This window comes from Chryseobacterium sp. SNU WT5, from assembly GCF_007362475.1.
Classification (GTDB): Bacteria; Bacteroidota; Bacteroidia; order Flavobacteriales; family Weeksellaceae; genus Kaistella.
Genome location: NZ_CP041687.1, coordinates 1,450,274 through 1,464,590, shown reverse-complemented (window position 1 = coordinate 1,464,590; position 14,317 = coordinate 1,450,274). Strand labels below are relative to the sequence as shown.

Annotated in this window: 13 protein-coding genes; 5 read left to right on the top strand and 8 right to left on the bottom strand. The window is 34.5% G+C overall.

The window, feature by feature from the left end:
* Window positions 1–97: 97 nt before the first annotated feature.
* Window positions 98–862, top strand: a complete 765-nt coding sequence (gene surE, locus FNJ88_RS07010; protein WP_143852502.1) for a 5'/3'-nucleotidase SurE — start codon at window positions 98–100, stop codon at window positions 860–862.
* 39 nt (window positions 863–901) lie between these two features.
* On the opposite strand, the gene FNJ88_RS07005 is transcribed toward surE, so the two are convergent.
* The 8 genes from FNJ88_RS07005 to FNJ88_RS06970 form a co-directional block, all read right to left on the bottom strand.
* Window positions 902–1,564 carry an aspartate/glutamate racemase family protein gene (locus tag FNJ88_RS07005; protein ID WP_143852501.1) on the bottom strand — a complete coding sequence of 221 codons (663 nt, stop codon included), beginning with the start codon at window positions 1,562–1,564 and terminating at the stop codon, window positions 902–904.
* On the bottom strand, window positions 1,561–2,514 hold the full coding sequence (gene egtD / locus FNJ88_RS07000) for an L-histidine N(alpha)-methyltransferase (RefSeq protein WP_228414585.1): 954 nt from the start codon (window positions 2,512–2,514) through the stop codon (window positions 1,561–1,563). The genes FNJ88_RS07005 and egtD overlap by 4 nt, the downstream gene beginning before the upstream one ends.
* Complete coding sequence (gene egtB, locus FNJ88_RS06995) at window positions 2,511–3,662, bottom strand: ergothioneine biosynthesis protein EgtB (RefSeq protein ID WP_143852499.1); 1,152 nt, start codon at window positions 3,660–3,662, stop codon at window positions 2,511–2,513. Before egtB ends, egtD begins: the two co-directional genes overlap by 4 nt.
* Before the next feature lie 267 nt (window positions 3,663–3,929).
* Window positions 3,930–4,673: a 3-oxoacyl-[acyl-carrier-protein] reductase gene (gene fabG / locus FNJ88_RS06990; protein WP_143852498.1), complete on the bottom strand. Its 744-nt coding sequence runs from the start codon at window positions 4,671–4,673 to the stop codon at window positions 3,930–3,932.
* An 11-nt stretch (window positions 4,674–4,684) separates the two neighbouring features.
* Complete coding sequence (gene rsmI, locus FNJ88_RS06985; RefSeq protein ID WP_143852497.1) at window positions 4,685–5,419, bottom strand: 16S rRNA (cytidine(1402)-2'-O)-methyltransferase; 735 nt, start codon at window positions 5,417–5,419, stop codon at window positions 4,685–4,687.
* Window positions 5,420–5,581: 162 nt separating this feature from the next.
* The gene (gene tnpA / locus FNJ88_RS06980; RefSeq protein WP_228414584.1) at window positions 5,582–6,016 is read right to left on the bottom strand and encodes an IS200/IS605 family transposase; all 435 of its coding nucleotides are present in this window, start codon (window positions 6,014–6,016) and stop codon (window positions 5,582–5,584) included.
* Between the two features lie 188 nt (window positions 6,017–6,204).
* Window positions 6,205–7,581, bottom strand: a complete 1,377-nt coding sequence (locus FNJ88_RS06975) for a UDP-N-acetylmuramate--L-alanine ligase (protein WP_143852496.1) — start codon at window positions 7,579–7,581, stop codon at window positions 6,205–6,207.
* 16 nt (window positions 7,582–7,597) lie between these two features.
* On the bottom strand, window positions 7,598–8,578 hold the full coding sequence (locus FNJ88_RS06970; protein ID WP_143852495.1) for a hypothetical protein: 981 nt from the start codon (window positions 8,576–8,578) through the stop codon (window positions 7,598–7,600).
* Window positions 8,579–8,636: 58 nt separating this feature from the next.
* On the opposite strand from FNJ88_RS06970, the gene FNJ88_RS06965 reads away from it, so the two are divergent.
* From FNJ88_RS06965 to ybeY, 4 genes are read left to right on the top strand one after another with little or no spacing between them, the layout of a single operon-like run.
* Window positions 8,637–9,227, top strand: coding sequence for a thymidine kinase (locus FNJ88_RS06965; RefSeq protein ID WP_143852494.1), 591 nt, complete (start codon window positions 8,637–8,639; stop codon window positions 9,225–9,227).
* Entirely contained in the window at window positions 9,224–11,668 is a 2,445-nt protein-coding gene (locus FNJ88_RS06960) for a bifunctional UDP-N-acetylmuramoyl-tripeptide:D-alanyl-D-alanine ligase/alanine racemase (RefSeq protein WP_143852493.1), read from the top strand. Before FNJ88_RS06965 ends, FNJ88_RS06960 begins: the two co-directional genes overlap by 4 nt.
* Complete coding sequence (locus FNJ88_RS06955) at window positions 11,668–13,833, top strand: patatin-like phospholipase family protein (protein ID WP_143852492.1); 2,166 nt, start codon at window positions 11,668–11,670, stop codon at window positions 13,831–13,833. The genes FNJ88_RS06960 and FNJ88_RS06955 overlap by 1 nt, the downstream gene beginning before the upstream one ends.
* A gap of 3 nt (window positions 13,834–13,836) precedes the next feature.
* The gene (ybeY, locus tag FNJ88_RS06950) at window positions 13,837–14,244 is read left to right on the top strand and encodes an rRNA maturation RNase YbeY (protein ID WP_143852491.1); all 408 of its coding nucleotides are present in this window, start codon (window positions 13,837–13,839) and stop codon (window positions 14,242–14,244) included.
* Window positions 14,245–14,317 lie beyond the last annotated feature (73 nt).

Sequence of the window (14,317 nt, the reverse complement as noted above, 5' to 3'; positions counted from 1 at the left end):
GTTTTTGTTACAAGGTTTTTCAAAGTATCAAAATTAATACCTTATTTATATTTCGACACTATTTTTTAATTAAATTTGTTGAAAACCTAAAAAGTATATGCAAAGGCCACTGATATTAGTAACCAATGACGATGGGATAACTGCACCAGGGATTCGTCATCTTGTAGAATTTATGAATGAAATAGGCGAGGTTGTCGTAGTTGCTCCCAATTCACCACAGTCCGGAAAAGGGCACGCAATCACTATTGACTCTACCCTTACATTCGAAGAAATAAGTTTAGAGGGGCCACAAAAAGATTTCTCTCTGAGTGGAACTCCTGTAGACTGTGTAAAATTTGCATTAAATAAAATTTTAACCAGGAAACCAGACCTGGTTGTATCAGGAATTAATCATGGTGCAAATTCTTCCATCAATGTAATTTATTCAGGGACAATGAGCGCTGCCGTAGAAGCAGGAGTTGAAGGATTACAGTCAATTGGATTTTCATTGCTCGATTTTTCGTGGGATGCCGACTTTACCCAAGCGAAGGAGCATATTCAAAATATCGTTCATAAAGTGTTAGAGAACCCTTTACCAAAAGGCATTGTTCTGAATGTCAATATTCCGAAACTTTTAAAAGAAGAAATAAAAGGGATAAAAGTGTGCCGACAGGCCAATGCTAAATGGGAAGAAAATTTTGACGAAAGAATTAATCCACACGGCAAAAAATATTATTGGCTAACAGGCTATTTCAATAATATGGATACTAGCCCTGATGCAGATGAAACAGCACTCTCAGAAGGGTTTGTCTCTATTGTGCCTGTTAAATTCGACTTAACTGCGCACGAACATCTACAGAAGTTACGTGAAATCTTAGAATAATTTCCTCAACTATTATGCTAAAAATTCTGCAATAAATCATTATTTGAGAAATTTCTCGATTTGTAAGTCTGCCATGTCGATACAGAAAGAAACATTTTTCAATGCGTAGATAGAGAGCTCAGTACAGGCTATAACGACCGGCAGTGTACCGCCATACTTTTTTAACATTTCCTGGTAAAAGTATACTTGAATTAGCGTCACCTCTCTAGCGTAAACTGATTTTCTGAAACGATCAATCCATTCTTGATCGGCTTCTGTTGGCGACTCAACGAGAATCTCTTTTTCTGAAAATCGTTGTTTGATATAATCAGAATTCATGGTATAGTTTGTTCCAAAAAGGAATACCTTCTTAATATTATTTTCCTTTAAATATTGTATAGTTAAAAGTACCGGATGACAAATTTCAAGTTCAAAAGTAATTTGATCTAATGTTTCATGCAATGTAATATTTGGAACTAAAAGCTTGGTAATCCCTAATTTTGAAACTTGATCTAAGTAATGTTTTATTCTAGGAATTAAAATTGAAAATTGATTGGGAAGAAACAAGTTTATTTCTTGAAAATCAATTTGATACATCAACAGCGGACAGGTAGCAAACATTTCGTTCCGCTCTTCATATCGCTTTTGAATCTGGTCTAGATAGTACGCGTTTGACTGCTGCCCCAAACCTAAAATTCCTCTGGAAATGATTTGATTCATCATCTTTTGGTTAAAATATAATCTGCAAAATAATTTTTAGAATCTAAAAATTTCTCCGATATCTCCAAGTCGGATTTAAGAAGTAGTTTCTTTAAAACTTCATCATCGTACTTTCGTGAGACTTCTGTATGAATACGTTCGTTTTCTCTAAATTCAAAAGACTGATCAAGATCTTTGATATAAACACTCTGTCTTTTCCTACTTTTTAAAAAGCTTTTTGCAATTCCTTCTTCCTCTGTATATTCTGGAGCATGTTCAAAATTTTCTAAATCAAAGTCTGCACCGAGCTCGGTGTTAATTCTTTTTAATAAGTTCAAATTAAAGCTACTCGTAATGCCAGCCGGATCGTTATATGCTGGGAGAACGACTTCCTTTGATTTTATTAAGTCTAAACCAAGAAGAAGCTTCTCATTGGTTTTTAAATTTTGGGAAATTTTACTCAAGAATCTTTTTGCAACTTCATCTTCCATGTTGCCGAGATTTGAGCCTATAAAAAGAATGATCTTTGGATGATTAGACGTAAAAAGTCGGTCTAAAACTTGAAAATAGTCGCCTTGTTGTGGCTCTATATTTATAGTTGGAAAATGATTTTCTAGGTTTTTAGTGATAACTTCCAGACTATTCGTCGAAATATCCACTGGTATATATTTGAATTGATAGTTTTGAGAAAGTAGTGCACGTAACAAATGTTGCGTCTTTTTTCCATCCCCAGAACCTAATTCAATCAGCTCGAACTTTTGGTTTTTATCAATGTTAAAAGACTCAATAATTTCCATACTTTGCTCCTTAAAAATCTCCAATTCAGAATTAGTGAGATAGTATTCTGGCATTTCCATAATTTTTTGAAAAAGCTCGTCACCTGCTTTGTCGTAAAAATAATGAGAAGAGATATATTTGGGATTTTGACTCAAACCATCATTTACATCCTTTAAAAAAGCATCGTTTTTCGTCATTTTGCTAATCTTATGCCGGTTATTTGCCATCTGTGTTTTGGATGGAAAAAGTTTCTATAGGTTTTTCTCTGATGACCTTTTGGAGTTGCCGTAGAAGCACCACGCAAAACCATTTGGCTCACCATGAACTTCCCATTATATTCGCCGACTGCTCCTTCAGCAATCTGAAATTGTGGATAAGGAAGATAGGCAGAATAAGTCCACTCCCATCTTTTTCCCCAGTTCAATTGATCTGCGGCGGCTTCCCACTCAAACTCTGTGGGTAATCTTAAACCTTTCCAGGTTGCGAATGCTTGAGCTTCGTAGAAAGAAATGTGGGTTAGAATATGATCTGGCTCAACAGGCTTCAAACCTTCTAACGTAAAGGAATTCCAAGTGTCTTCAATTTTTGTCCAATAAAGGGGTGACTTAATTTGGTTTTCATTCACCCAATTCCAGCCTTCATCTAACCAGTATTTAAAATTTTCATATCCGCCAGCTTCCATAAATTCTAGGAATTCTGCATTGGTAACTAAGGATTTGGAAATTTCAAAATCATGTAAAAAAACTTTGTGTCGTCCTTTCTCATTGTCGAAATGAAAACCTTCACCCTCAAACCCAATTTGGTAAATGCCTTCCGAAATTTCTAACCAACAATCTGCATCGTTTTTCTGAGCGGTGAGATTGAAGTTTTCTTTATAAACGGGATATCTTGGATTGTAAGAAAAAGTATGTTTTAAATCGGTAATTAAAAGTTCCTGATGCTGCTGCTCATGATTAATTCCCAAAATTAGGAGTTCTTCTAAATCTTCGCTGATAGGATTTTGCAGTAATTTATCAATCTGGCTGTCAACATATTTTCGATATGAGTACACTTCGTCGACTGTAGGTCTGGTGATTGTTCCACGTTCGGTTCTAATTGCTCTTTCGCCGACCGTTTGATAGTAGCTGTTGAATAAAAATGAATAGTGAGGATTAAATACTTTATAATCAGCAACAAATTTTTTTAAAATCATTTCCTCAAAAAACCAAGTAGAATGGCTGAGATGCCATTTTGGAGGACTGGCAAAGTCGACTGGTTGCGGAATATAGTCTTCTATTTCGAGAGGTTCGCAGAGCGCTACAGAATGCGATCTTGTGTTTTTAAATAACTGTAATAATTCGCTCATAATAATCAGGATCAATTATAAGCAGAAAGGAATACAAATAATATTCCGCAAACGGCAACTAACCAACTAATCTTTAAAAATTAGTACAAAAACTTACTAACAACTATGCTGTCGGAATTGTTAGTAAGAAAAATGTAAACATTAATTTAGCCCTGATCATACCGGCATCCTTTATTGAGGAGCAACGACGAAAAAAGACCTGTCTGCCGACAGGCAGGTATAGTGGAGAGCGGCCCGGGTTTTTATGATTAGTAGCTTCTAAAAGTTTTAAGTTAACATTCCACCGTCAACATTCAGTACTTGCCCACTTATGTAAGACGACATATCACTCGCTAAGAAAACGCATGCATTGGCAACATCCTCGGGTTGGCCACCACGTCTCAACGGAATTGAATCTCTCCATCCCTGAACAGTTTTTTCATCTAAAGCTGCGGTCATTTCAGTTTCAATAAATCCTGGAGCAATCGCGTTGCAACGGATATTTCGAGAACCTAATTCAAGAGCAATTGATTTGGAAAAACCAATGACACCGGCTTTTGAGGCGGCATAATTTGCCTGACCAGCATTTCCTTTGATGCCCACAACGGAAGTCATATTGATAATCGAACCAGATCTCGCTTTCATCATTGGCTTGATCACCGCTTTCGTTAGGTTGAAAACCGAATCCAAATTCACTTTCATAATCGTATCCCAATCCTCTTTGGACATTCTCAACATCAAATTATCACGGGTAATCCCAGCATTGTTAATTAAAATATCGATTTTCCCGAAGTCAGCAATTACATCTGCTGCTAATTGTTGAGCAGCATCATAATCCGACGCATCTGATTGGTAAGATTTCACCTTGGTTATTTTTCCTAATTCTTCTTCTAAGACTTTCGCTTTATCAACTGAACCGGCATAAGTAAAAGCAACGTGTGCTCCTTGTTTAGCGAAAACTTCTGCAATTCCTTTTCCGATTCCTCGAGTTGCACCCGTAATTAGGGCAACTTTCCCTTCTAATAATCCCATATTCTTGTAGTTTATTTATCTAAGTTTTTATATTTGTTTTTGGACAAAGGCTTTTCACTTTCATCTTCTTTACTTTCAACATTATTGATCACTAAAACAATCTCTCCTTTTAAAGTTTTGCTTTTGGAAAAGTCAATTAACTCATTGATAGTTCCGCGTTTAGTTTCTTCAAATTTCTTTGAAATTTCACGGCTTAAACTCACTTTTGTTTCTTCACCGAAAAATTCTTTGATCTGTTCTAAAGTCGTATTAATCTTGTGCGGACTTTCGTAGAGAATAATTGTTTTCTTCTCTTCTGCTAACTGCTTTAGTTTGGTTTGTCTTCCTTTTTTCTGGGGTAAAAATCCGGCAAATAAAAATTCATTATTCGGTAATCCAGAAACAACAAGAGCTGGAACAAATGCTGTTGCTCCTGGTAAACACTGCATTTCTAAATTGTCATCTGAAACAGCTTTTGCCAAAAGATAACCAGGATCTGAAATTCCAGGCGTTCCGGCATCGGTAATTATTGCGATGTTCTGTCCGTTTTTTAAATCATCAATTACTTTCTGCGTGGTATGATGTTCGTTGTGTAAATGATACGATTTCAGAGGTTTAGATATTTCATAATGCTTTAAAAGAAAACCTGAAGTCCGGGTATCTTCACATAAAATATAATCAACCTCTTTCAGAATTCTTACCGCTCTGAAAGTCATGTCTTCTAAGTTTCCAATCGGTGTTGGTACAAAATATAGGATTCCGCTCATTTTTCTTTTTTTGGAATAAATTCCAACGTTATTATATCGGTCGTCGCTCTGCGACTGGGTTGTGAGTTGCACAGCAACGGCCGATCTTCTTGCCTGAGATTTTAATCTCAGGTTTTAGATATCATTTTTCATTTGTAATCTCAGGCAAAATTAATCTATTCTTTAAATTAAATCCTCAAACCAATAATTTTCATTATACTCGATCTCAAATTCCTTTAATAGTTTTTGATATTCTGCTTTAAAGTTTTCCTTCTTATGATGTTCTTCTTGATTCTGAATATATTTATAAACGTTGCTGATGGCAGATTGGCTGTAGCTAAATCCGCCAAATCCTCTTTGCCATTCAAACCGTTCTTCTAAAAATCCACTTTCATTAACCCATTTTGAGGATTTTGCTTTTACACTTTTCATCACCTCAGAAAGCGAAATTGAAGATTTCAAAGAAAAAAAACAATGAATATGGTCATCTACTCCATTCACAATGATTGTTTTACATCCTGTCTCATTGATCAAATTCCCAACTACTGCGTGTAATTCTTTTCTAAAATGCTCCTTAATTATAGCTCTCCTGTATTTTACAGCAAAAACCGTCTGCACTTATAATTGAACATATGTGTTGGGCATTTTGAAATATCTCAATGTTATAATAACGTTATTGGTCGCATGGGAATAAATTCCAACGCTGGGATATCGGTCGTCGTTATGTGACTCAATTGTCAGTTGCATAGCAACCGCCAATATTCTTGCCTGAGATTTTAATCTTAGGCTTCAGTTCCTATTTTATATTACAAATTTTCAAACAATTCTTTACAGAAAGTCTCCAAACTTGGATCTCTCGCGCCCATTAAAAGCAAAACTGTTCCTGGATTCAATTTTGGTTTTAGCGCTTCTAACAAATCATTTCTGTCCTCGACAAAATGGGCTTTTTTATCTTTTGCTTTAATTCCTTCAATTAATTCATTGGCAGAAATATCTTTTATTGCAGTTCCTCCAGCGTAGAAAATTTCGCTCATCCATATTTCATCTTGAGGTCTTAATGCATCTGCAATTTCCTGAATAAAGTCGTCTTTCAAAAATCGCGTTGGCTTGTAACCATGCGGTTGAAACCATGCAATAACTTTTTCTGCTAAAGGTTGACACGCTTTAATCGAAGCGGCACATTTTGCGGGATTATGTGCGTAATCATCAATTACCCACACTCCATTTTTCTGTCCTAAGATTTGATGACGCCTATAAATCCCTTCATACATTGCTAAACTTTCAGCACAAGTTTTTAAATCGATTCCGATTTGATTCGCCACTGCAATTGCAGCTGTAGCATTTTCAACGGAATGTTGTCCCAATGAATTCATTTGAAATTTCTGATTCAAAACTTCAAACGTTAAAAACAACCCTTCTTGTTTAAAATTTTCAGCAGAATATCCTGCATTTTTATCTTTAAATCCAAAATCATTTTTCGAATTTGTTGACAATGACTTGGCCAATGTATTTGATTGATTTACAACGAATAAACTATTGGTATTGTTTTTAAAAGTGGTGAATAGCTCAATCAATTCATCAATCTCTTGATGGTCTTTATCAATATTTAAAAGCAATCCGATTTCTGGTTCATATTGAACAACCGAACCGTCGCTTTCATCAGCTTCAATGATTAACCAATCTCCTTTTCCGACAGCGGCATTTCCAATTTTTCCTTGTTTGATTATGCTCGTTAATCCAGCTCCGGAAATAATACTCGGTTCTAAATTCGCATCTAATAAAATTTGATATAACATCGCAGAGGTTGTCGATTTTCCGGAAGTTCCGGCAACTGCAATTGTCTTTTTGCTTTTAGCAATAATCGATAATAACTCGCTTCTTTTGCTAATCGGAATGCCAAGTTCTTTCGCTTTCTGAACTTCATAAACCGTATCTTCAATCGCCGTAGAAACTACAATTAAATCGGTTTTCTCTGTAATTCCACTTCCGTCTTGAAGAAAACAATTGATTCCTTCAGCTTCCAATTGTTCTTTGGTTTTGTTGTATTCCCCAGGATGAAAATAACGATCGCTTCCGCTAACTTCTTTCCCAATTCCTTTTAAATATTGAGCAATGGCGCTCATTCCGACTCCCGCCACGCCAATAAAGAAGACGTTTTGAAAATCTTTTATATTTTTTATCATATTGCTTTTTCAGATCTTACATAAATTTATTTTCGACCAAATTCCAGAGTCGCTGTGCATATTCATCTACCTTGTTCCAATCTTTTTGGTAATAAACTTCACTAAGATATTGTTTTGCATCTTCCAAATTACTGAAGCTATTTAATTTAGCTACTGTGGTTTGTAACTCTTCATCATTTCCAGCGAATAAAATCTTTGTAAATGCAACTTTATCATTAAGATCAATTCTGAATTCAGGCTTCTTTTTTTCTGCTTCCATAAAATCGGTTTGCACATTTGATTTTAAGAGACTTTTGGGTTCTGGAGCGATTTTACCTTCTTCATCTTCCACAGGATCATTATCAAACAAATGTTGAACGGCTTTTATTCCTTTAATGTTTGAAAGTTTAAATTTCTTTTCTGTTTGCACCTTCGGCGAATCTACATATTCGGTCGAATTATCAGCAAATTCAGGAGTGGTAGTTTTATGTGCGGTGAATTCCACTATTTCCCTACGGTGCACTTCTTTTTCTGAAAGTGCTCTTTTTTCCTCTAAAAGTGAAATATCCTCGTCATGTTCTTTCTCATCCCTAATAAGCGTAGAGTTTTCCTGTGTATCGGACTCCAACTTATGTTCTACAAACGATTGATCAGATTCAGAATTAAAAGTGTGATTTTCATTTGCATCATGATTGTCGATATTATTCAGCTCGTTTTCAAATAGAACTTTCTCTTCGATTATACTTTCAGTATCATCTTCTGAAACGAGCGAAGCATCATCGGGTATATTTAAATTTTGATGCTCAAAACTCTTAACTTCTGTAGAATTAAGAATTGATTTAAAAGCATGTTCGTTTTCAGCCAGTATCTTTAGAAAAGCTATTCTATCAGACATTTCCGAGAATAATTTCTGGTTAGCCAAAAGATCATCTGCAGAATTAATTTGTGAGATCGATTCTAGAATACTTTTTGTTTCATAAAACATTTTTTCCTTTATATCTTGGAGTTGTGGCATCATAGAATCTTATTAAATTTCCGTAATTTTGACCTTTTAAATCTTACGGCTAATTTAACAAATGTTTTTAGAAAATACAATAAATCACGCGAAACAAAGCGGTTGGATGGAAGTAATCTGCGGCTCTATGTTTTCTGGAAAAACGGAGGAACTCATCCGAAGGTTAAGACGTGCGGAAATGGCTGGACAAAATGTAGAGATTTTTAAACCAAAACTTGATACGAGATATGCGAACGAAGAAGTCGTTTCTCACAATCAAAATAAAATCCGCAGTACGCCCGTACAAAGTCCAAGCGAAATATTGCTTTTGGGTCCCAATTGCGACGTGGTAGGTATTGATGAAGCTCAATTTTTTGATGAGAGTATTGTTGAAGTAGCTAACAAGTTAGCAAATAGTGGTATAAGAGTTGTTATTGCAGGTTTAGATATGGATTTTATGGGTCGTCCTTTTGGACCAATGCCGAATTTAATGGCAACAGCTGAGTACGTGACAAAGGTTCACGCTATTTGTAAGAGAACTGGAAATCTTGCTAATCATTCGATGAGAACAACAAAAAACACAGACCTGGTACAACTGGGCGAAACAGAAAGTTACGAGGCAGTGAGCAGAAGGGTTTTTAATGATGAATTTCTGAACAACGAAAATAAATGAATTACACTACCAAACAAATTTCAGAAATTACTGGTTCTCAGTTAATTGGTGAAGAATATTTGGCAGTTAAAAATATCACCTTTGATAGCAGGACCTTATTCTCTGTAATGAATGCAGCTTTTCTGGCTGTAAATACTTCAAAAAATTCAGGTGAAAAATATATCCAGTCAGCAATAGAGAAGGGAATTAAGATCATAATTTCTGAACATCATCTTCCAGAATTTCAAAATATCACCTGGCTCATCGTTGATAATTCTCTTGATTTTTTGCAAAAATTATCTAAATATCATCTTCAACAATTTGGTTTAAAAACGATTGGTATTACAGGGAGTAATGGTAAAACTATTGTTAAAGAATGGTTGTATCAATCTTTATTTCTTGATTATGCTACGGTAAAAAGCCCGAAAAGTTATAATTCACAGCTAGGTCTTCCACTATCGTTACTAGAAATTTCTAAGAAACACCAGTTAGGAATTTTCGAAGTCGGAATTTCTAAACCTTGCGAAATGGAGATCTTAGAAGATATCTTTTCGCCGCAAATTGGAATTCTGACTCATATAGGTTCTGCACATTCTTCAAATTTCGATACCGTTGAAGAACTTATCCAAGAAAAAATTATTTTATTTAAAGATTCAGAAACTATCATTTTTAATGGTGATAATGAATTGGTATACAATAAAATAACTAATATCTATTCAAGCAAAAAATTAATATCATTTGGTTTTAAAAAATACAATGATATTCATATAAAAAATAATTGGAAAGACAGATCACACCAAATCATCGTTCATCATTTTGAGGAAGAAATCTCCATTCCCGTCCAACAAAGAGATGAAGCCACAATCAGTAATGTTTTATGTGTTATAGCAGTTTTGAAAGAATTTAGTTTCGAAAATTCTAAAATTATTACAAAACTGAATTTATTAAAAGCAGTGGAGATGCGTTTGGAAAGTGTGAATGGTGTTCGCAATAATTTAATAATCAATGATTCTTTTAATCTCGACTTAGATTCTTTAAAAATAGCTTTTCAAAATATCAATGAGTATAACAAAACACATAAGACATTAGTTCTTACTGATTTTGTCGAAGGAAAGAATGCAGACCAACTTTATCAGGAAGTTATTTCAATTACCAACGAACAGAATTTTGAAAATGTCTTGTTAATAGGTGATGAAATAACTCAACTGGAAAAATATTTTAGTTCAAAGACGTACACTTTTAAAAATACGACAGAACTAATTGAAAGTCAGTTTTTAAATCAAATCGAAAATCACCTTATTTTATTAAAAGGTGCTCGAAAATTTGAGATCGATAAAGTCAAAACTTATTTAGAACTTCAGAAACATGATACTGTTTTAGAGATTAATCTAAATGCAATCCTCCATAACATCAACGTTCACAAATCTTTGCTGAGACCAGAAACTAAAATGATGGCAATGGTCAAAGCTTATTCCTACGGTCTGGGCGGTTATGAAATTGCTGAATTTTTGCAACATCACCACATTGATTATTTTGGGGTTGCCTACGCTGATGAAGGCGTCGATTTACGTAAAAATGGGATTACAACACCTATTATGGTTATGAATCCCGAACAGCATAGCTATAATATCATAATCGATTATGATTTAGAGCCAGAAATTTACAGTTTTCGAGTGCTGGAATTATTTAATGAAATGTTGATCCATAAAGGAATACAGCACAGATATCCTATCCATATTAAGTTGGAGACAGGAATGCATCGACTTGGTTTTAAGAAAGATGAGTTAAGTCACCTCATTGAAAAGTTGAAGAAGATGAATGTTAGGGTTACCTCTATTTTCAGTCACCTATCTTCTGCGGATGATGATTCTGAGAAGACATATACCTTGCAGCAAATTCAAAGTTTTAGTGAAAATTCTAAAATACTTTCAGATGGATTGGTAGAAAATCCTATAAGACATATCTTAAATACCGCTGGAATTGTTAATTTTGCTGATTATCAATTTGATATGGTAAGAATTGGCATCGGAATGGTTGGAGTTTCGGCAGATAAAGAAATCAAAAACCAACTTAGAAGTGCAGTAACTTTCAAAACGGTCATATCTCAAATATCACAAGTTAATACTGGAGAATCTGTTGGTTATAACAGAAAATTCAGACCGGAAGAAAATACAAATATTGCTACGATTCCGGTTGGTTATGCAGATGGAATTCCCAGATTAGTTGGTAATCAAGTTGGATTTGTAGGGATTCGGAAGAACTTGTTCCCGATTGTAGGAAATGTTTGTATGGATATGATGATGATTGATCTTGGCAATTTTGCCGCTAAAGAAGGTGAAGAAGTCATCATATTTAATACAAACCCTTCATTAGAGCAATTTGCAGACTATTGTAAAACAATACCTTATGAAGTTCTAACTTCAATTTCACGACGTGTAAAACGTATTTATATCAAAAATTAATGAAAAAATATTTCACTATTCTACTGCTATTAGTCCTGACTTTTCAAATAAATGCTCAGGTAAAAGAAGGTTTTACGATCCCTAAAAATCCAAAAATTGGTTTATCTCTTTCTGGTGGAGGAGCGAAAGGCTTCGCACACATTGGGGTAATTAAAGTCCTGGATTCTCTTGGAGTGAAGGTGGATTATATTTCCGGGACCAGTATGGGGGCTATTGTAGGAGGTTTGTATGCTTCTGGATATACTGGTAAAGAAATTGAGAAAATTGTGATGGATACAGACTTCTATTCAATTATCGCTAATGAGAAGACAAGACAGGAAACCTCTTTCTTTAATAAGTCTGTCGATAAATATATTCTGACTATTCCAGTAAAAAATGGGAAGATCAACGTGCTTCCAAAAGCAATCTCTACAGGCCAAAAAAATATTTATCTTTTAAAAGAGTTGTTTAAAAATGTTTCTACCATAACCGATTTCTCTAAATTACCTATTCCCTTTATGTGTGTAGCTACTAATTTAGAAAGTGGGAAAATGAAACTGTTTGAAGAAGGTGATTTGGTGAGTGCAATTATGGCGAGTTCAGCATTTCCTTCTTTAATGGATCCGGTGAAGATTGGAGATTCTTTATATATCGACGGAGCGATGACCATTAACTATCCTTCTAAACCATTAAAAGACAAAGGGATAGATATTGTTATTGGAGTAGATCTTAGCCAGGGTTTAGCGAAAAAGAGTGATTTACAATCTGCAATTGCTATCCTGAATCAAGTGATTGATTTTGGAATACAGAAGGAAACAAAAAATCAGTACAATTATACAGATATTAACATTCACCCTAATTTAGAAGGAATGGGTGCTACAAGTTACGATGCAAAGAAAGCAATCCTTGACTCGGGCTATGTAGAAGCACAAAAATACATCCAACCACTTTCTTTACTGCCTAAGCACGACGGAAAATTACTTCGCGCTCCAATGAGTAATATCTATTCAAATGTTTACAAAATTGATAGTTTAGCCTTGGAGAATGATCATATTTTCAAAAAAAACTATATTTTAGGGAAGATGAATCTCAAAATTCCATCTTTACAAACGTACGGTGGAATTAATAAAATGATTGATAAGCTGTATGCGACCAATAATTACCGCTTAATTAATTACGATATCATTCAGCAAGACAACAGAAATATACTAAAGTTAGATGTTTCAGAAGATGATACCCGCTTTTTCTTAAAATTCGGATTACATTATGATGAAATTTTTAAAACTGGTTTACTATTAAATGCAACAGCAAAGAGACTGTTATTTAAAAACTCTACGGTATCACTAGATGTAATAGTTGGTGATAAACCTCGCTACTATTTCAATTATTTTATCGACAATGGATACATTCCGGGATTTGGACTTTATGCATCTGGTATGTCCCTAGACTTGGTAGATAACGTTGGGAACACTTATGATAAGTGGAATTGGTTTCGAAGTGAAGCATTTATACAGTCGATATGGCGTGATAAGTATGCAATTGGTGGTGGACTTAGTTTAGATTACTTTGAATCTAAACTTGCCGGAACTTCAGGCTTCGTTGATCCTGAGAATTATTTAAATGCTTATTTATTTATTAAAACCGATACTCAAGATGATCGCAGCTTTCCCACTAGAGGAATCTTCTTTAATGCAGAAGGAAAAATCTTGGATATTTTAAATAAAGTGAGTGATGGTAAAACACTACAAGCTAAGATTACCGCACAACTTAATTTTCCAGTTACTGATTGGCTAACATATCAGTTGGGACTATTTGGTGGCGTTACTATCGGAGACAATTTAAGCAAATATTACACTTATAGGTTAGGTGGTATATTCCAACAAAATCTTGGAAATTTCACAAAATTCCCAGGTTATGAATTTGGTGAACAAGGTGCATCCAACTTGCTAACTAATTTAAATTCATTTCATTTTAAAGTTTTCAAAAATTACTATCTGGATGCAAATTTTTCTATTGCCAATCTTTTTAATGACTTACAGGTAGATGATATTTTCCATATTTCAGAATCATCAGCTGGTGCTGCTGTTGGATATAAATCTCCGTTCGGCCAAATCAAAGTGAATTACAACCACTCTTTAATTACTAATAAAGGACATTTTAATGTCATTCTTGGACACTGGTTTTAAATTATGATACAATTTTTTTTTGAAGATGTAGACCCTCTCCCTTTCGATAAAAAAACGATTGGTTGGTTAAGGACTATTATAGAAAATGAAAACAAAAAACAGGGTAAAATAACTTATGTTTTTTGTACTGATGAAGCATTGTTAAAAATCAATCAGGAGTATTTACAACATGACTATTTCACTGACATTATCACTTTTGACTATGTAAAGGGAACTACCATTTCGGCTGATATTTTTGTATCTTTGCCGCGCATTAAAGACAATGCAACTACTCATAATAAAAGTTTCAATTCTGAGGTTCATCGTGTATTAGCGCATGGAATTCTTCACTTATGTGGATACAAGGATAAAACTCCAGAGGAAAGTACTTTAATGCGTGAGAAGGAAGATTTCTATCTTGCTCAAATGTAAAAACAAGTACGATTCTACCATAATTTAATTTGAATTCTAAGGAAATTGAGACATACTTTAAATATGTTCCACG

Excerpts from the sequence above, each read along its gene's own strand:
- egtB (WP_143852499.1), bottom strand. The coding sequence starts at position 3,662 with ATGAGCGAATTATTACAGTTATTTAAAAACACAAGATCGCATTCTGTA.
- fabG (WP_143852498.1), bottom strand. The coding sequence starts at position 4,673 with ATGGGATTATTAGAAGGGAAAGTTGCCCTAATTACGGGTGCAACTCGA.
- rsmI (WP_143852497.1), bottom strand. The coding sequence starts at position 5,419 with ATGAGCGGAATCCTATATTTTGTACCAACACCGATTGGAAACTTAGAA.
- ybeY (WP_143852491.1), top strand. The coding sequence starts at position 13,837 with ATGATACAATTTTTTTTTGAAGATGTAGACCCTCTCCCTTTCGATAAA.
- FNJ88_RS06975 (WP_143852496.1), bottom strand. The coding sequence starts at position 7,581 with ATGATAAAAAATATAAAAGATTTTCAAAACGTCTTCTTTATTGGCGTG.
- FNJ88_RS07005 (WP_143852501.1), bottom strand. The coding sequence starts at position 1,564 with ATGATGAATCAAATCATTTCCAGAGGAATTTTAGGTTTGGGGCAGCAG.
- FNJ88_RS06970 (WP_143852495.1), bottom strand. The coding sequence starts at position 8,578 with ATGATGCCACAACTCCAAGATATAAAGGAAAAAATGTTTTATGAAACA.
- FNJ88_RS06965 (WP_143852494.1), top strand. The coding sequence starts at position 8,637 with ATGTTTTTAGAAAATACAATAAATCACGCGAAACAAAGCGGTTGGATG.
- egtD (WP_228414585.1), bottom strand. The coding sequence starts at position 2,514 with ATGACGAAAAACGATGCTTTTTTAAAGGATGTAAATGATGGTTTGAGT.
- FNJ88_RS06960 (WP_143852493.1), top strand. The coding sequence starts at position 9,224 with ATGAATTACACTACCAAACAAATTTCAGAAATTACTGGTTCTCAGTTA.
- surE (WP_143852502.1), top strand. The coding sequence starts at position 98 with ATGCAAAGGCCACTGATATTAGTAACCAATGACGATGGGATAACTGCA.
- FNJ88_RS06955 (WP_143852492.1), top strand. The coding sequence starts at position 11,668 with ATGAAAAAATATTTCACTATTCTACTGCTATTAGTCCTGACTTTTCAA.